Source organism: Ruminobacter sp. RM87, from assembly GCF_000701925.1.
GTDB lineage: Bacteria > Pseudomonadota > Gammaproteobacteria > Enterobacterales > Succinivibrionaceae > Ruminobacter > Ruminobacter amylophilus.
Window position 1 is genome coordinate 12,566 of sequence record NZ_JNKD01000041.1, and the last position, 15,018, is coordinate 27,583.

The 15,018-nt window shown below is 40.6% G+C and carries 15 protein-coding genes; 4 read left to right on the forward strand and 11 right to left on the reverse strand.

Annotated features, from left to right (window positions below):
* Positions 1-4: 4 nt before the first annotated feature.
* From T489_RS0108460 to cysK, 10 genes are all read right to left on the reverse strand, one after another.
* Entirely contained in the window at positions 5-1,348 is a 1,344-nt protein-coding gene (locus tag T489_RS0108460; protein ID WP_031579613.1) for a phenylacetate--CoA ligase family protein, read from the reverse strand.
* Between the two features lie 13 nt (positions 1,349-1,361).
* The gene (locus T489_RS0108465; RefSeq protein WP_031579614.1) at positions 1,362-2,261 is read right to left on the reverse strand and encodes a thiamine pyrophosphate-dependent enzyme; all 900 of its coding nucleotides are present in this window, start codon (positions 2,259-2,261) and stop codon (positions 1,362-1,364) included.
* Positions 2,254-3,426, reverse strand: a complete 1,173-nt coding sequence (gene porA / locus T489_RS0108470) for a pyruvate ferredoxin oxidoreductase (RefSeq protein ID WP_031579615.1) — start codon at positions 3,424-3,426, stop codon at positions 2,254-2,256. The genes T489_RS0108465 and porA overlap by 8 nt, the downstream gene beginning before the upstream one ends.
* A complete protein-coding gene (locus T489_RS0108475) occupies positions 3,427-3,753 on the reverse strand; it encodes a 4Fe-4S binding protein (RefSeq protein WP_031579616.1) in 327 nt (108 codons plus the stop codon).
* On the reverse strand, positions 3,743-4,282 hold the full coding sequence (locus T489_RS0108480; RefSeq protein WP_031579617.1) for a 2-oxoacid:acceptor oxidoreductase family protein: 540 nt from the start codon (positions 4,280-4,282) through the stop codon (positions 3,743-3,745). Before T489_RS0108480 ends, T489_RS0108475 begins: the two co-directional genes overlap by 11 nt.
* Positions 4,283-4,524: 242 nt before the next feature.
* Complete coding sequence (locus T489_RS0108485; protein ID WP_031579618.1) at positions 4,525-5,448, reverse strand: PLP-dependent cysteine synthase family protein; 924 nt, start codon at positions 5,446-5,448, stop codon at positions 4,525-4,527.
* A gap of 2 nt (positions 5,449-5,450) precedes the next feature.
* The gene (locus T489_RS0108490) at positions 5,451-6,611 is read right to left on the reverse strand and encodes a trans-sulfuration enzyme family protein (protein ID WP_031579620.1); all 1,161 of its coding nucleotides are present in this window, start codon (positions 6,609-6,611) and stop codon (positions 5,451-5,453) included.
* A gap of 22 nt (positions 6,612-6,633) precedes the next feature.
* On the reverse strand, positions 6,634-7,095 hold the full coding sequence (locus T489_RS0108495; RefSeq protein WP_031579621.1) for an S-ribosylhomocysteine lyase: 462 nt from the start codon (positions 7,093-7,095) through the stop codon (positions 6,634-6,636).
* On the reverse strand, positions 7,092-8,039 hold the full coding sequence (locus tag T489_RS0108500) for a class I SAM-dependent methyltransferase (protein WP_051621921.1): 948 nt from the start codon (positions 8,037-8,039) through the stop codon (positions 7,092-7,094). Before T489_RS0108500 ends, T489_RS0108495 begins: the two co-directional genes overlap by 4 nt.
* A 132-nt stretch (positions 8,040-8,171) precedes the next feature.
* A complete protein-coding gene (gene cysK, locus T489_RS0108505) occupies positions 8,172-9,101 on the reverse strand; it encodes a cysteine synthase A (protein WP_031579623.1) in 930 nt (309 codons plus the stop codon).
* A gap of 543 nt (positions 9,102-9,644) precedes the next feature.
* Here cysK and T489_RS0108515 point away from each other — a divergent pair.
* From T489_RS0108515 to T489_RS0108525, 3 genes are read left to right on the forward strand one after another with little or no spacing between them, the layout of a single operon-like run.
* The gene (locus T489_RS0108515) at positions 9,645-10,730 is read left to right on the forward strand and encodes an ABC transporter substrate-binding protein (protein WP_031579626.1); all 1,086 of its coding nucleotides are present in this window, start codon (positions 9,645-9,647) and stop codon (positions 10,728-10,730) included.
* Positions 10,731-10,788: 58 nt separating this feature from the next.
* Positions 10,789-11,598 carry an ABC transporter ATP-binding protein gene (locus tag T489_RS0108520; protein ID WP_031579627.1) on the forward strand — a complete coding sequence of 270 codons (810 nt, stop codon included), beginning with the start codon at positions 10,789-10,791 and terminating at the stop codon, positions 11,596-11,598.
* Complete coding sequence (locus T489_RS0108525) at positions 11,598-12,518, forward strand: ABC transporter permease (protein WP_031579628.1); 921 nt, start codon at positions 11,598-11,600, stop codon at positions 12,516-12,518. The genes T489_RS0108520 and T489_RS0108525 overlap by 1 nt, the downstream gene beginning before the upstream one ends.
* Positions 12,519-12,589: 71 nt before the next feature.
* Here the strand turns inward: T489_RS0108525 and T489_RS0108530 are convergent, their stop codons facing one another.
* Positions 12,590-14,464, reverse strand: coding sequence for a sensor domain-containing protein (locus T489_RS0108530; protein ID WP_232218300.1), 1,875 nt, complete (start codon positions 14,462-14,464; stop codon positions 12,590-12,592).
* Positions 14,465-14,742: 278 nt separating this feature from the next.
* Here T489_RS0108530 and T489_RS0108535 point away from each other — a divergent pair.
* A partial coding sequence (locus tag T489_RS0108535; RefSeq protein ID WP_031579630.1) for a transposase occupies positions 14,743-15,018 on the forward strand: 276 nt, incomplete at its 3' end.

The following is a 15,018-nucleotide window of genomic DNA, read 5'->3' on the forward strand; positions in this document are numbered from 1 at the left end:
CTCCTTAAATATTGTAGCTCAAACTACGTTCATCAATAATACGCTTTGACTTATGTTCTGAACGAGTATTAAGAGCTCCGTCAGGATGAATTACGACCTTGGTCGGCTTAACACCTACTCTGGCCTTAATTGCAGCTGAAACTCTTGCTGCCAGTTCTTCATCTGATTCAGGATTGTCTGAATTCTTTTCAACTTCAACGTTATACTTGCAGGTAAGATCCTTTTCGTAAATTCTTACCAGATATTCACCGGTAATACCATCAATACCGCGAATTACAGCTTCAATATCGCTAGGGAACACGTTAACAGCTGAAACAATGAACATATCATCCTTTCTACCGAGAATATGAATTCTTCCGTGTGTACGTCCGCATGAGCACTTGGTCTGATCGATTCTGCCGATATCACCGGTTCTGAATCTAATCATAGGTCTTGCCTTCTTGCGAAGTGTGGTATAAACAAGCTCACCAACCTCACCGTTAGGAATAATCTTGCCGGTATGAATATCAACAGTTTCAACATAGATCTGATCTTCAGCAATATGAAGTCCATCTTTTGCATCACACATTGCAGCACAGGCACCATAAATATCAGACAGACCGTAGAAATCATAAACTTTGGCGCCCCACAGGTCTTCAATTGCCTTTCTGGTAGTATCGATTGAACCGCCCATTTCACCGGCTACGATAATGGTTCTGATTGACAGATCCTTCTTAGGGTCAATGCCGTGCTTCTTCGCGGTTTCGCCAAGATACCAGGCATATGAAGGGCTTGTCCAGATAATGGTTGGCTGGTAAGTTTTGAGAACAAACAACAGTCTTTCACTTGGAAGGGTACCGCCCCAGATACATAAAGCACCTAAGTTTTGAGCACCGATTACGTCAGGACCGCCAACATAGAGAGAGAAATTAAGAGCATGAATATATCTGTCCTTTGGTCTCATGCCTACCTGCCAGAACCAGCGACTTTCTGTATTCTGGAATTCATCAAAATCCTCTTTGGTAAACGGACTGATTGTTGGAACACCGGTTGAACCTGAAGAAGATGAAATAAAAATCACCTCTTCTTCAGGCACACAGCACAGTTCTCCAAGGAATGAACCTACACCCTGAGTTTCACGTTCAGTCTTCTTATCGATAAACGGGAACTTAGACAGATCTGACAGTTCATGAATATCTTCAGGCTTTAAACCTGCAGCGTCAAATGAGCGCTTATAATAAGGGGAGTTTTCATACGCAAACTTAACAGTTTCCTTAAGACGTTCCAACTGAAGTTTTTCCAACTCCTCACGAGGCATGGTTTCAATATGCTCGTCCCAATACTTACGTTCCTTCTGAATTTCAGCCATAAATCTTATTCTCCTAATTGTTATATACGTTGTTTATGTAATTCCATTTTTTATTTCTGGATTCAGTTATCTTTTCAATATCTTCATCTGTCAGATGGGCAAATCTTCTCTGTTTTTTTATAAAGTTCTTCACATCGGAAAACTCTTTAGGCTTCTTAGACAGAAAAAATTCTCCATTCTGATATTCAGCCAGAACCCAAAGTCCTGACTCTACAGCCTCTCTGGCTATATCCACAGTATCACTGCTCTTTATTCCCCACCCCACCGGGCAAGGACACAGAACATGAATAAATCTTGTGCCTTTAATACCTGCCGCCTTCTGAATCTTTTTAATCAAATCAGGCATATTTCCAACCGTAGCAGTGGCAGCATAAGGAATACCATGTGCTGCAACTATTTCAAAGAGATTCTTCTTATCAGTAAGATTTCCCTTTCCTCCACCGCACACAGGAGTTGTTGTGGTAGAAGAACCATACGGAGTAAGTGAACTCTTCTGAATACCTGTATTCATATAAGCTTCGTTGTCGTAACATATATAAAGGATGTCATCATTACGATCTATCGCACCGGACAAAGCCTGAATACCTATATCGGCTGTACCGCCATCCCCCGCAAAGCCGACAACCGGCACGTCAGTTATTCCCTGAGCCCTGTATCCTGCTGCAATACCTGTCATCATTGATGCAGTTCCTGCGAATGTGGATATTATGGAGTTATTTGCAAACGCAAGCTGAGGGAAATTAAAACCGACAGCTGACATGCATCCCGCAGGAAGTACGGAAACAGCTCTGCGCCCAAGTACCTTTAGGGCAATTCTTACGGCTAGGCTGCCACCACAACCTGGACAGGCCTTATGTCCGTAAAAAAATTCATCATCAGTAAGTGTTCTGGCATTTAGAACTTTATCATTCATCGTATTCATCCTCACTGACTCCCAGGAATGTAACCCTTCTGCCTGAACCACTCTTTATATCATCAAAAATTCGCAGTATATCCTCATGAGAAATATCCGCACCGCCCAGTCCGCCAACATAATTATATGAAGGGATGCTTAATCCATGGGAATACAGTGCTGATTTCACATTGGTATAGACTGTTCCCTCGTAACCGAAGGATATATCCTTTTCCAACACTGCAAACGCTCTGGCATTCTTTAAAGCTTCATAAATTTCTACATCAGGGAAAGGTCGGACATAACGTATTCTTACCAAACCGACTCTGATTCCGGCATTTCTCAATTCATCCACGACCTCTTTTACAAGGCCGGCCACTGTTCCTAAAGTAACAATAACGTACTCAGCATCAGATGTTTTGTATTCCTCTAACAAACCGCTGTATTTTCTTCCGAAAACATCTGAAAATTCGCGCTCAGCTTCCTCTATTACCTTTTTTGCCCTGAGCATGGCTCTGTGCTCACGAAACTTGAATCTGAAGTTCTGTTCCGGTCCTACTGAAAAAGCCAGATTTCTGGGATTGTCAAAATCAAACCGGTTATCAGTTCTGTATGACGGCAAAAATCTGTCAGCCTGTTCCTGTGACGGAACATCAACAACTTCATAAGTATGAGTCAGTACAAAGCCGTCCATATTAACCATAAACGGAGTCATTACGCGAGAATCCTCAGCAATGCGATAACTCATCAGTGCCAGATCCAGGGATTCCTGGGCATCCAGGGCATAAGCCTGAATCCATCCCTGATCCAGTAAGCCAAGAGAATCTCTCTGGTCACCGTAAATATTCCACGGAAGCGCTGTAGAACGATTAGCATTCATCATTACTACAGGAAATCTTCCGCCGGCCGCATAGTGAAGGCACTCGGCCATGTACAAAAGCCCCTGAGATGAAGTGGCTGTAAAAGTTCTGGCTCCGGTGGCTGAAGCCCCTATGGCACACGACAGTGCGGAATGTTCAGACTCAACATGTATAAATTCAGTCTTTAGACTTCCGTCCTCATGCATTTCTGCCAGTTTCTCAACAACTACGGTCTGCGGTGTAATCGGGTACGCGGAAACAACCTGAACTCTGGATAATCTGATTCCGTGAGCAAAAGCTTCATTTCCTGAAAGAAAAGTTCTCACTTATGACTCCTTCTCCATAGTTATGGCACACTTACGGCACACCTTAGAACAGATTCCGCACCCCTTGCAGAAATCGTAATCAATCTCAACCTTCAGCTTCTTTTCAAGCTGCTTTTTAAAAATACATCCGTCTGGACAATACAGGTAACACTCAAGACAACCTATACACTTTTCGTTGTCCACAACAGGCTTGACAGTTCTCCATGATGCATTTGCCGTGGTAAGAAAACCGCCTTCATAACAGGTTGCCTCAGGGATTTCATCTGGAGATGAAGGAGAAGTCTGCCTTAATGAAGGCTTTAACGTCTTTTTCTGTTCATCGCTCATATCTGTTTCCTGACTCGTAAGCCTGTTTTAAAATCTCTATGTTCTTAGCCCTGATTCTTGAGGGAAGACTGTTCTCTGCAACAGAAATAAGACTGTCAAGAGCTATTTCACCTGTGTAACCCGCCCAAAATCCTAAAATAGCCGTATTGGAAATAGGCAGTCCCAATATCTTTTCTCCCAGACCAGAGGCATCGAAGCGGATAATTCTTTCATCGCGATGAACATCCTCGTCTTTGGAATTAACAAAGATTAATCCTCCTGATTTCAGTTCATTTTCATAGTCTTCAGTCAACAAAGACTGGTCTAGATAAAGCACATAATCAGCTCTGGCGATAACGCTTCTGTCCCCTATCATTCTGTCGGCAATTCTGTTAAACGCTCTTACAGGAGCGCCTCTTCGTTCAGGACCGAATGACGGAAAAGCAATGGCATAATTGCGTTCACTCTGAGAAGTAAAAGCAGCTCCCAGAAGTCTGGATGCGGTAAACGCCCCCTGACCGCCTCTTCCATGCCATAAAACCTCTTTCATTACCTATTATTCCTATTGCTTTGATATGTTTTGTATTTTAAATATAGATTTTCCATTTGTCAACAAGCAAAAACGACAATACACAGAAAAAAATAAATAATTAAAAAACTGTTATTTTACAAAGGACAAAGATGCGTTAGTTATATATCATCTGTTGTAAGGACGATTTTTACCGAATCATACATATTAAAACCGTCCTGATAACATTTGATATAACTTACATGATCGCCATGGTTACGACATCACGCATAAAGATTTCTGCTGAAATAACGATCTCCGCGATCAGGCAGAATCACCACGATATTCCCATGAACCCCCGGAGTCTTAGCCAGTCTTACGGCAGCAGAAACAGCTGCACCGCTGGACGACCCTGCGATAATACCTTCTGTTTCTGCAAGTTTTTTACAGTATTCATATGACTCGGCATCATTTATCTTTATGACTTTATCAACCAGCGACATATCCATGGTAGCAGGAATAAAGTCATTACCAATCCCCTCTACGTCATAATCACCGTGTTCACCTCCGCCCATGGTTGAACCTTCAGGATCAACCAGAACTCCGGTAATATTCTGCTTTTGGGACTTGAGATATTTTAGAACGCCGCTATATGTTCCACCACTGCCTGCTCCGGCAACAACGTAATCAATATCTCCCTCAAGATCATTCCATATCTCAGGACCTGTTCCTTCATAATGAGCGAGAGGATTACTGCTCAGCTTGAACTGATCAATGATTACCGCGTTTTCAGTATTTTTCACAATTTCGTCAGCCTTTACCGAAGCTTCAAGCATTCCACCTTCCCTTGAGGTACTCACAATCTCCCCACCTAATGCCTTCATCAGGGTCTGTTTTTCAGGAGAAAACTTTTTCGGAACAACAAATATAATCCTGTATCCTCTCCCAAGAGCGGCAAATGCAACTCCAAGCCCGGCATTCCCTGCGGTCGGCATGACAATCGTACTTTTACCCGGTGTAATCAATCCTTTTTTTTCAGCTTCATCAAGCATGTACCTTCCGACCCTGTCCTTTACACTTCCTGAAGGATTCCACAGCTCAAGCTTAGCAAAAAGTTTTACTCCTTCAGGTAACTCAGCTATTCGTGACAGTTCAACCAAAGGAGTATTCCCAACCAGTTCCTGCATTGATTTATATATTCTGCCCATGATTATCTCCTGCTTGCTTCCAGTGCCTGTTTAATATCATCAATCAAATCGTCTGCGTCCTCAATTCCTACTGACAACCTCAGCAGTCCGTCAGAAATTCCAATTTTTTTTCTGATATCTGCAGGAATTGATGCATGAGTCATGCTTGCAGGATGACAAACAAGAGATTCGACACCTCCCAAACTTTCAGCCAGCATTATCAAATTAAGATTTTCCAGGAACTTTTCCGGAGAATATCCGGGAGCCAGCTCAAATGAAAGCATGGCTCCTCCTTTTGAAGCCTGAGTAAGATTAAGACTGTATCCCGGATCTGAAGGATAACCAGGATAATAAACCCGGTTTACTGCAGGTTCATTAATCAGATAACTTACGATTTTTTCAGTATTGGAAACATGTCTGTCCATTCTCACGCCAAGAGTCCTGATACCTCTTATTAATAAGAATGAATCAAAAGGCTGTAACACACCTCCCGTGCTGTTCTGAATAAATGCCAGTCTGTCTGCCAGACCTGTTCCGTTAGCCACAATGGCAAGACCTGCGATCAGATCACTGTGGCCGCCAAGATATTTTGTTGCACTGTGGACAACAATATCTATCCCCAGTTCAATAGGACGCTGAAGATACGGGGTCATGAAGGTGTTATCAACAATGGAAAGAATGCAGTGTTTCTTTGATATTTCTGCGACGCCGCGGAGATCCGTAATTTCTAAAAGCGGATTAGTTGGAGTCTCTATATAGATTGCCTTAACTGATGAATCAATTTTTTCCTCTATATTATTTAATTTTGTTGAATCCACCAGTTCATATTTAAGACCGAATCTTGTAAAAACCTTGTCCAGGACGCGGAAAGTTCCACCATACACATTGCTGGATACCAGAATCTTATCGCCGGCATTGAACAACATCAGAACAGCGGATATTGCAGCCATGCCTGATGCAAAAGCGAAACCGGCCTCACCACCTTCAAGCTCAGCTATAAGCTTTTCAAGTGCGGCTCTTGTCGGATTACCGGTTCTGGAATATTCCCATCCGCCTGTCGGTTCACCAATTTTTTTTTGTCTGTATGTTGATGTCTGATATATAGGAACGTTTACAGCTCCAGTCTGCCCGTCCGGTGTAAATCCCCCGTGAACCAGCTTTGTCGCAAATCTCTTGTTACTCATAATTATCTCCCTATCATTATTCTTATCTTCTGTAATTTAATTGCTCTTCAGTCCATGAACTAATAATTCTACAGTACTCCTCAGCCTCAACTCTGGCTCCGGGAAGATCCTGATTAAGATAGTTTCCACATTCAATTCTGCTGCCGCCTGGGATTTCATCATCATATTTGCTTATAAAACTGAATGCCTCCTGAACAAGCCTTATCACAGCCCTTTGGGTAATCGTACTGCGAAGCAACAGATAGAATCCTGTTCTGCATCCCATCGGGCCTACATAAACCACACTTTCCTCAAGACTCGAGCCTCTTAAGTAGGACGCAAGAAGATGTTCTATCGTGTGCAGGGCTGCATTATCCAGATATCTGCCGGCATTAGGTTTTTTCATCCTTAAATCATAGGTAACAACATCTTTGTCAATTTTGGAAATGTATATGCCAGGATTAAGAAGATCATGATTAATGGAAAAACTTTCAATTTTTTTCATTTATCTTCCTCCGTCTCAGGTTCCCTTCTGTAAATTCCGCTGATTAAGTGAATATTTTCAAAGGCATGCAGTCCGTCGGTTCTGTCTCTGAAATAATGATGTTCGATTCTCCTCGGGGTAAGGTGATTAACGACTGCGAAACCGGCTTCGTTTAAAGCCTCTCTTATTTCATCAACGCGAAATCCGTGAATCATGGGCTCACCGAAGGTATCTGTTATCTCAGCAAGCGTTCTTACCCTGTCTACAGCATTACTGTCAAAGGTGGTTTCATCAGGGAAGTCGAAAACAACCATGTTACCTTCACGTGCAAGGGATGAAATACTCAGCAGAGTTTCCTTAAAGGTATCCAGAGAAAGATAGTAAGTTACTCCAAGTATACTGAAAACGGTTGGAACGGATGGATCAAGACCATATTCTTTCAGTTTATTTAAAAGGCTGTCTTCTCCGAATCTTACCGGAACAAAGTTAACACCGGATGGAATCTGCCATTCAAGTTCCTTTACACGGGCAAGTTTGAATTTCTGCGTGTCGGGATGGTCTACTTCAAAAACCCTTATGTTCTCGTTTGGGTTCCTGAAAGCAAAAGTGTCCATCCCGGCCCCCAGAATTACATACTGGACACGTCCTTTGGTTCTCTTGGCGAATCTATTTATCAGACGTTCAGTAAAATCAATCCTAGTTAAGGGAATTGGAGAAATATATGTAGCAAGATTTTTAACAAAGCCTGCTCTCTCACGTATATTTCCGGCAATGAGATTATTCGACGAATTGTCATATTTCTGAAAATTGGCAGAGATGACTTCTGCCATTTCCATGTAGCCGTCAAATCCCATAAGATCAAAAGCCAGATAATCGTCAAAAATTTTATGTTTTACAAAATTTGAGTGATGAGCTCGCGCAAAAGCACACAACTTTGCTGTTGTGCTTTCCTGTAAAGTTATCATTTTCTTTCCTGTCAGTTAAATCAATAAAAAAAGTAATTTTAATGACTAAACCAACAACAGCTGTTAGCCCCCAGAAACTTCCCGTCATACCAGGCTTTCATATGAGTTATTAACATTTGTACGGCTCTCATCTTAGGCAAACAGTGCGGTTGAAAGATATCTGTCACCATCGTCCGGTAACAGAACAACAATGTTCTTGCCCGCATTTTCCGGTCTTGAAGCCAGAACGGAAGCAGCTTTCAGTGCTGCACCTGATGAAATACCAACAAGAATTCCCTCTGTTCTCGCAAGTTTCTTTCCGTAAGCGAACGCATCTTCATTATCAATGGTAATGATCTCATCGTAAACAGAACGATCAAGTGTCGCAGGAACAAACCCAGGTCCAATACCCTGAATCTTATGAGGTCCTGCTTTGCCTGTTGAAAGAACCGGGGAACCAGAAGGTTCAACAGCCACAATCTTAATGTTCGGATTCTTACTTTTCAGATATTTTCCGGTACCTGAAAGAGAACCGCCGGTACCAACGCCGGCAACAAAGATATCTACAGTTCCATCTGTATCATTCCATATTTCCGGACCTGTTGTTTCAAAATGAGCCTTCGGATTTGCCGGATTGGTAAACTGCCCGGGAATAAAACTTCCAGGAATCTTGGCTGCCAGCTCTTCAGCTTTTTCGATAGCTCCTTTCATTCCCTTCGCACCTTCAACCAGCTGAAGTTCAGCACCATAAGCTAGGAGAAGATTTCTTCTTTCTATTGACATGGTGTCCGGCATGGTAATGATTACGCGATAGCCCTTTGCTGCTGCGACAAATGCCAGCCCCACCCCTGTGTTACCGGAGGTTGGTTCTATAATTACAGAGCCTTTTTTTAAAACACCACGTTTTTCAGCATCCTCTATCATTGCAAGGGCAATTCTGTCTTTTACGCTTCCTGCAGGATTAAACAGCTCCAGCTTAGCAAGAATCTTTCCTGTAAAACCTACCTCAGAAGCAAGACTTGAAAGTTCCACTAAAGGAGTATTACCAACCAAATCAGTAATCTTTGAATAAATTCTGCTCATATATACATTCCCATTATTTGTTTTATTATTTCCGATATGTTTAGTATGTTTTTAATTATGTATACAATTATAAATTTTAATTTATACTAGTCAAGTATGTTTAGTATGTTTTATGTAAAAAACTTTATAAAACAGGTACACTACAAGATAAGATGTTATTTCGTTATTGCAGCCAAACAGCATCAAAAAAAACTGTATCACCAGAAATATTTTTCATTATTTTTGTTTATAAAACTTTTTTCCATATTATGTACATTATCTCAGAAGTATATACACCACGAATCTAACTTCAATACTCTTTCTTTGGAGATTCCGAAAAATTTATGGTTGCAAAAATCAAAAAATCTAATTATGATCACATATGCTATAATTCATATATGTTTACTATGCTTTAGTAACATAATGAAATTTTTACTACTTAAACAACTATTCAATTAAATTTAACCAGAAGGAAAAAGCCATCCAAAAACTGATTACCTGATTCGTATGATGTTTTCACGGACTGACTTTTCCCCGCTGGGAACAAGTATCATAGGAGATATTATGCTTAAGACTAAAGCATTATCATTGTTCATCTATGCATCCATTACTCTTGGTGGTGCTTTTATCCCGCCAAACACAATGGCTGCTGATGAACCGGTTTTGGGACAATCCGTTAAAGAACAGACACCTTTTGCACTGGGATACCTTACAACCACCAGTCACCTTCTTGCTTTCATTGCCAAAGAACAGGGGTATTTTGCGGAAGAAGGGCTTGATGTTGAACTAATTCCTTTTGCAAGCGCCGGTGAACTTGCCACAGGACTGGAGGTTGGTAAACTTGATGTTGCTCTCATCGGTTCCGTTCCTTCTTTAACATTCCAGAGCAATGGACATGACCTGACAATTTTCGGTGGTGCAATGAGTAACGGCCACGGATACGTCATCAAACCGGAATTTGTAAAAGATCATGAACCTACTGTTGAGGATCTTAAGGGACGTAATGTTGCCTCCGTTAAAAACAGTATTCAGGATCTTGAACTTCTTATTCTGTTAAAGAATCATAATCTCGAAATCGGTGAAGGTCCGGACAAAGTTAACATTGTATACTTTAACAGTCAGAAAGATGCCTTTGCGGCACTTCAGGGCAAGGAAATTGATGCGGCATCTTTCTTCCCTCCATTCTCATCAATAGCTCAGGCCAACGGTTATAAAGTTATCTATCACTGCAAAGACGTTGAAGAATTCAAAAATCAGCCTTGCTGCCGTCAGGTTGCTGAATCATCTGCACTAAAGAGCAAACCTGATGAATATTATCGTTTTGAAAGAGCTTTTATCAAAGCATATCACTATTTCAAGAGCGAACAGGACGGTACCGTCAAGATTGTAAAGAAGTATGTTGATATCGATCCTGAACGAATCAGATTTGAAGTATACGGCGGTAACAGTGACAGTAATCCGGATCCGGATAAAATCGCCACTACCCAGCTTAAAAATCAGGTTGTTGAAGCAGGATACACAAAAGATTACGACATAGATAAATTCTACAACACTGAAATCTACCAGAAGGCTCTGAACAGCATCATCAATGAATTCCCTGATGACGCTATTTATCAGTCACTGAAAGATCATTTTGATAAATATCAATAATAACCGGAATACTTTCTGACAATTCTTCTTTAGGAATTGTCAGAAACCGGAGGAACACATGAACAAGATAGAAATAGATAATATAAGCCTAACATATCACACCGGTAAAACCTCTTTTCAGGCTCTCTCTAATGTATCCTTCAATATTCAGGATGGAGAGTTTGTTAGTATCATTGGTTCATCCGGATGTGGTAAAAGTTCTCTTTTGGGGATTCTAGAAGGTCTCACAGCCCCCACGTCCGGACAGGTGAGAATTAATGGCAAAGATATTCAGGGGCCCGGCAAAGAAAGAAGCGTAGTCTTTCAGCAGTATGCTCTTTTTCCATGGATGACTGCGGAAAAAAACGTGGCCTTCGGTCTCAAGCAGGTAAAACCTGATTTAAGCAGAAAGGAACGTCTTGAACTTGCTAATGTATACCTGCAGAAAGTTGGTCTGGCCGAAGCCGGGAAAAAATATCCTCGAGACATGTCAGGCGGTATGCAGCAGCGCGTGGCCATAGCCAGAGCCTTGGCAATGGATACTGAAATACTTTTAATGGACGAACCTTTCGGAGCGGTAGATGCAAAAAACAGAGTTATTCTTCAGGAACTGCTTTTAAAACTCTGGGAAGGCGATGGAAATCAGAAAAAGAAGACCGTCGTGTTTGTAACCCATGATGTTGATGAAGCTATTCTGCTTTCAGATCGCATCATAATGATGAAGGCAAACCCTGGGCAGGTTAATAAGGAAATCAAAGTGCCGCTGCCACGACCAAGAAATCGTTCTGAACTTGTAAAAACACAGGAATATTCTCAGATACGAAATGAAATCATGGCTCTGTTTTTTGGAGATATTAAAGAAAAAATTGATCAGGAGGCAATGATCTAATGTCACCTAAAGTTAGATTTTTAAGATTTACTCATATTATATTCCTGCTGTTTGTGGGAATTGAGTTTTTTCTGCCTAACCAGATAACAAGAGAGCCGTTATCCGGTTATGCAATAGGTTTTGCCTCTTTAATTGAAATAATTACCCTGATTATATGTGCCGTTTCTAAGGATCGTCAGAAAGTAGATATGGCTGCGGATTTAGGCACATTTCTATTCATAATCCTTATCGGCTGGCAGCTTATGACTGCAAAATTCAATCTGGTGAAACCTATTCTTTTTCCACCTGTAGGGATAATAGTCAATCAGTTCATTGAAGATTTGCCTCAGATAGGCGTAAACATTCTTTCTTCTCTGAGCATTATAGTGGAAGGATATATTTTAGGTCTGCTGGCGATCCCTGTCGGTTTGTTTCTGGCAACAAGCAAACGTGTCGGAAACATTTCCGGTCATGTTGCCGGTTTCCTTGGTGCAATTCCGCCGATTGTTTACATTCCATATGGTATTGCCCTTCTGCCGACCTTCAGATCAGTATCGGTACTGGTAATATTTCTGGCAACCTTCTGGCCGGTATTCATGGGTACAATCAGCGGTGTGAAAAACGTTGACAGCAGACTGCTAAATTCGGCCAAGGTTCTTAACCTCAGCAGATTCAGCACAATGATTCACGTAATTCTTCCAGCATCCTTGTCCCAGATTTTCGTAGGAGCAAACTTAGGCTTATGCATATCCTTCATTCTTCTTACATCAGCTGAAATGATCGGTGCCAGAGCAGGCCTTGGTTTCTATGTAAAGAATTATTCGGATCTCGGCGACTATACCAGAACTCTGGTTGGTATTGTGGTTATCGGTGTCGTAGTTGTTATATCAACATGGATCGTTGGAAGCATTCAGAACAGAATGCTTAAATGGAAATCATAAGAAATAATTATCACTTTTAACATCAAAAGGCCACCTGCAACTACAAACTGCAGGGGGCCTTTTATTCTCAATTACTTGTTTACAGTAACTGACGTACTTTCTTTTTTACCGATTTTATCGGAATAATGATCATCCAGTTTTTCAAATGAATCATGAACCTTGCTGATCCATACACCGTTTTTCACATCATTTACAAAATCGTAAACCTGTTCAGGAGGAAGAGGTTTGGAGAAATAGAACCCCTGAATTACATCAACTCCTTTTGACTGCAGATATTTCAGTTCCTTGCCGCCCTCAACACCTTCTGCTATCAGGGATAAATTAAAGGCCTGGGCCAGCATTATAATCGCATTAACAATCTGCTGATTTCCTTTACTTGAGTCAATATCGGTAACAAACCGACGGTCAATCTTTAATTTATCCAACGGAAAACTGCTGAGATAACTAAGGTTTGAATATCCCGTACCAAAGTCATCCATACTGATTTTAACCCCCATGCCTCTGAGAGTTTCAAATGATTTTCTGGAATCACTATCCTTACTCATCAGCATACTTTCTGTTATTTCAAGTTCAAGATATTCCGGAGGATAATTAAGTTCCTCTATTAATTTGAGAGCTTTTGACAGAAAATCAGGTTTATGAATCTGTTTCGCAGAAAGATTAACAGCCACAGGATACATGATTCCAAACTGCTTTTTCCATTTCAGGTTCTGAACCATTGCCTTACGCATAACCCAGTCTGACATGGAAACTATCAGATCAGACTGTTCTGCTACAGGTATGAAATCAGCAGGTGAAACAAAACCAAGTTCCTTGCTGTTCCATCTGAGAAGCGCCTCAAAACCAAGAATATCCTTACCATCTACAGAAACCTTTGGCTGATAGTAAAGACTGAACTCATCGTTTTCTATAGCAGGTTTAAGATTAATTTCAATATTTATACGTTTGAAATTTGCCTTACCGATTTCTTCGTCATAAAAAACGATACAGTTTCTCCCCCTGTTCTTCGCCGTATGGACAGCCATATCAGTCTGTCTCATTAAATCTTCGTAATTATCGCAATTATCCGGATAGATACTTACGCCTACGGATATATTTATGGTAATGTTTGATTCACAGATATCGTAAAATGTATTAATAAGTTTTCTTACATCATTACAGGTCTGATTGATATACTCATCATCTTTGACATTAGGAATTACCACAACAAACTCGTCACCGCCAAGTCTGCCGATAACCATTCCCTTATCACTTGTATACAACTTCAACTTTTGAGCTGTTTTCTTTAAAATCTCATTACCTACACTGTGGCCATACAGATCGTTAAGGTCTTTAAAATTATCAAGGTCGATGCCTATTACTGCAAGTTTTGTATTGTTTTCTTTTGCCACAGACAGTAATTTGGTAATTTCCACGGATAAGAACAGACGGTTTGGAATGCCGGTCAGATAATCGTTATAGACCATGGAATGCATCAGGTTTTCACTCTTCTTTATGGCAGTAATATTAAAAGCTATACCGCCCAGTCCATATAAATTACCTTCATCTGAAATTAAAGGGAATTTAGTTGTTTCAAACCACATTCCTGATTTTTCATTTTCTCTGTATACATAAGGCTTTCTTGATTCCTTAACGTACAGATCATCACGAATGTATCCGTCTGAAAGCTTACTTGGAGAAAGTTCCTTATCTGTCAAACCATAAATGGAAGCTCTGGAACGATCAAACATTTTTGCATAAAACTTGTTAACCCAGGTGATTTTCAAATTTTCATCTTTGAACCATATAGGAGTTTTGATAATATCGCAAAGTGTCTTGAAACTACTGTTTTCCTGAGATATTTTATAAATTCTTCTGCGCAACTTTATGATGTATGCAAGTCCTACAACAAGAAAGACCATCATAAAAATAGTTGCGGACAAAGCGTAAATTAATACCATCGACATAATGTGACCTTAGTGCAATTCATCCGTCGCTGAAAAACCAGGAGAGCAAATGGCTCAGTAAACAAAATACATAGTCATATAAATTACAGCAGACTATCGACGTATAACTTACCACAGCTAACAACACAATTCCGATGGATATAAAAAAAATTGTGAAGTATAAAGGTATGTTTTTTCTGATATTGATAACCTGATTAAAAAAGAAGGGTGTGACATAAAATTCGTGTATTCCTGTTAAGTCTGTTAATATTAAAAAACTTAATTGGAGTTATATGAATATGGCAAAAAAAGATATTAAGCGAAATCCTGCTGCTGAAAAAATTGCAGATTTAATTCTCAGTAATTATGACGTACAAAATGCTAAGGACGTTAATGAAGCCTTAAAGGACGTCTTTGGACCTATTTTTGAGAAAATGCTTAATGCCGAAATGGATGCACACCTTGGTTATGATAAGAGTTCATCCGAACCAAAAGAAACCGAGAATCGCAGAAATGGTTATGGCGAAAAGACCATTCACGGTTCTTTCGGTGAAACCACAATCGCTGTTCCAAGG

Excerpts from the sequence above, each read along its gene's own strand:
- T489_RS0108495 (WP_031579621.1), bottom strand. The coding sequence starts at position 7,095 with ATGAAAAAAATTGAAAGTTTTTCCATTAATCATGATCTTCTTAATCCT.
- T489_RS0108485 (WP_031579618.1), bottom strand. The coding sequence starts at position 5,448 with ATGGGCAGAATATATAAATCAATGCAGGAACTGGTTGGGAATACTCCT.
- T489_RS0108460 (WP_031579613.1), bottom strand. The coding sequence starts at position 1,348 with ATGGCTGAAATTCAGAAGGAACGTAAGTATTGGGACGAGCATATTGAA.
- T489_RS0108465 (WP_031579614.1), bottom strand. The coding sequence starts at position 2,261 with ATGAATGATAAAGTTCTAAATGCCAGAACACTTACTGATGATGAATTT.
- T489_RS0108530 (WP_232218300.1), bottom strand. The coding sequence starts at position 14,464 with ATGTCGATGGTATTAATTTACGCTTTGTCCGCAACTATTTTTATGATG.
- cysK (WP_031579623.1), bottom strand. The coding sequence starts at position 9,101 with ATGAGCAGAATTTATTCAAAGATTACTGATTTGGTTGGTAATACTCCT.
- T489_RS0108525 (WP_031579628.1), top strand. The coding sequence starts at position 11,598 with ATGTCACCTAAAGTTAGATTTTTAAGATTTACTCATATTATATTCCTG.
- T489_RS0108500 (WP_051621921.1), bottom strand. The coding sequence starts at position 8,039 with ATGATAACTTTACAGGAAAGCACAACAGCAAAGTTGTGTGCTTTTGCG.
- T489_RS0108480 (WP_031579617.1), bottom strand. The coding sequence starts at position 4,282 with ATGAAAGAGGTTTTATGGCATGGAAGAGGCGGTCAGGGGGCGTTTACC.
- T489_RS0108515 (WP_031579626.1), top strand. The coding sequence starts at position 9,645 with ATGCTTAAGACTAAAGCATTATCATTGTTCATCTATGCATCCATTACT.
- T489_RS0108475 (WP_031579616.1), bottom strand. The coding sequence starts at position 3,753 with ATGAGCGATGAACAGAAAAAGACGTTAAAGCCTTCATTAAGGCAGACT.
- T489_RS0108520 (WP_031579627.1), top strand. The coding sequence starts at position 10,789 with ATGAACAAGATAGAAATAGATAATATAAGCCTAACATATCACACCGGT.
- T489_RS0108490 (WP_031579620.1), bottom strand. The coding sequence starts at position 6,611 with ATGAGTAACAAGAGATTTGCGACAAAGCTGGTTCACGGGGGATTTACA.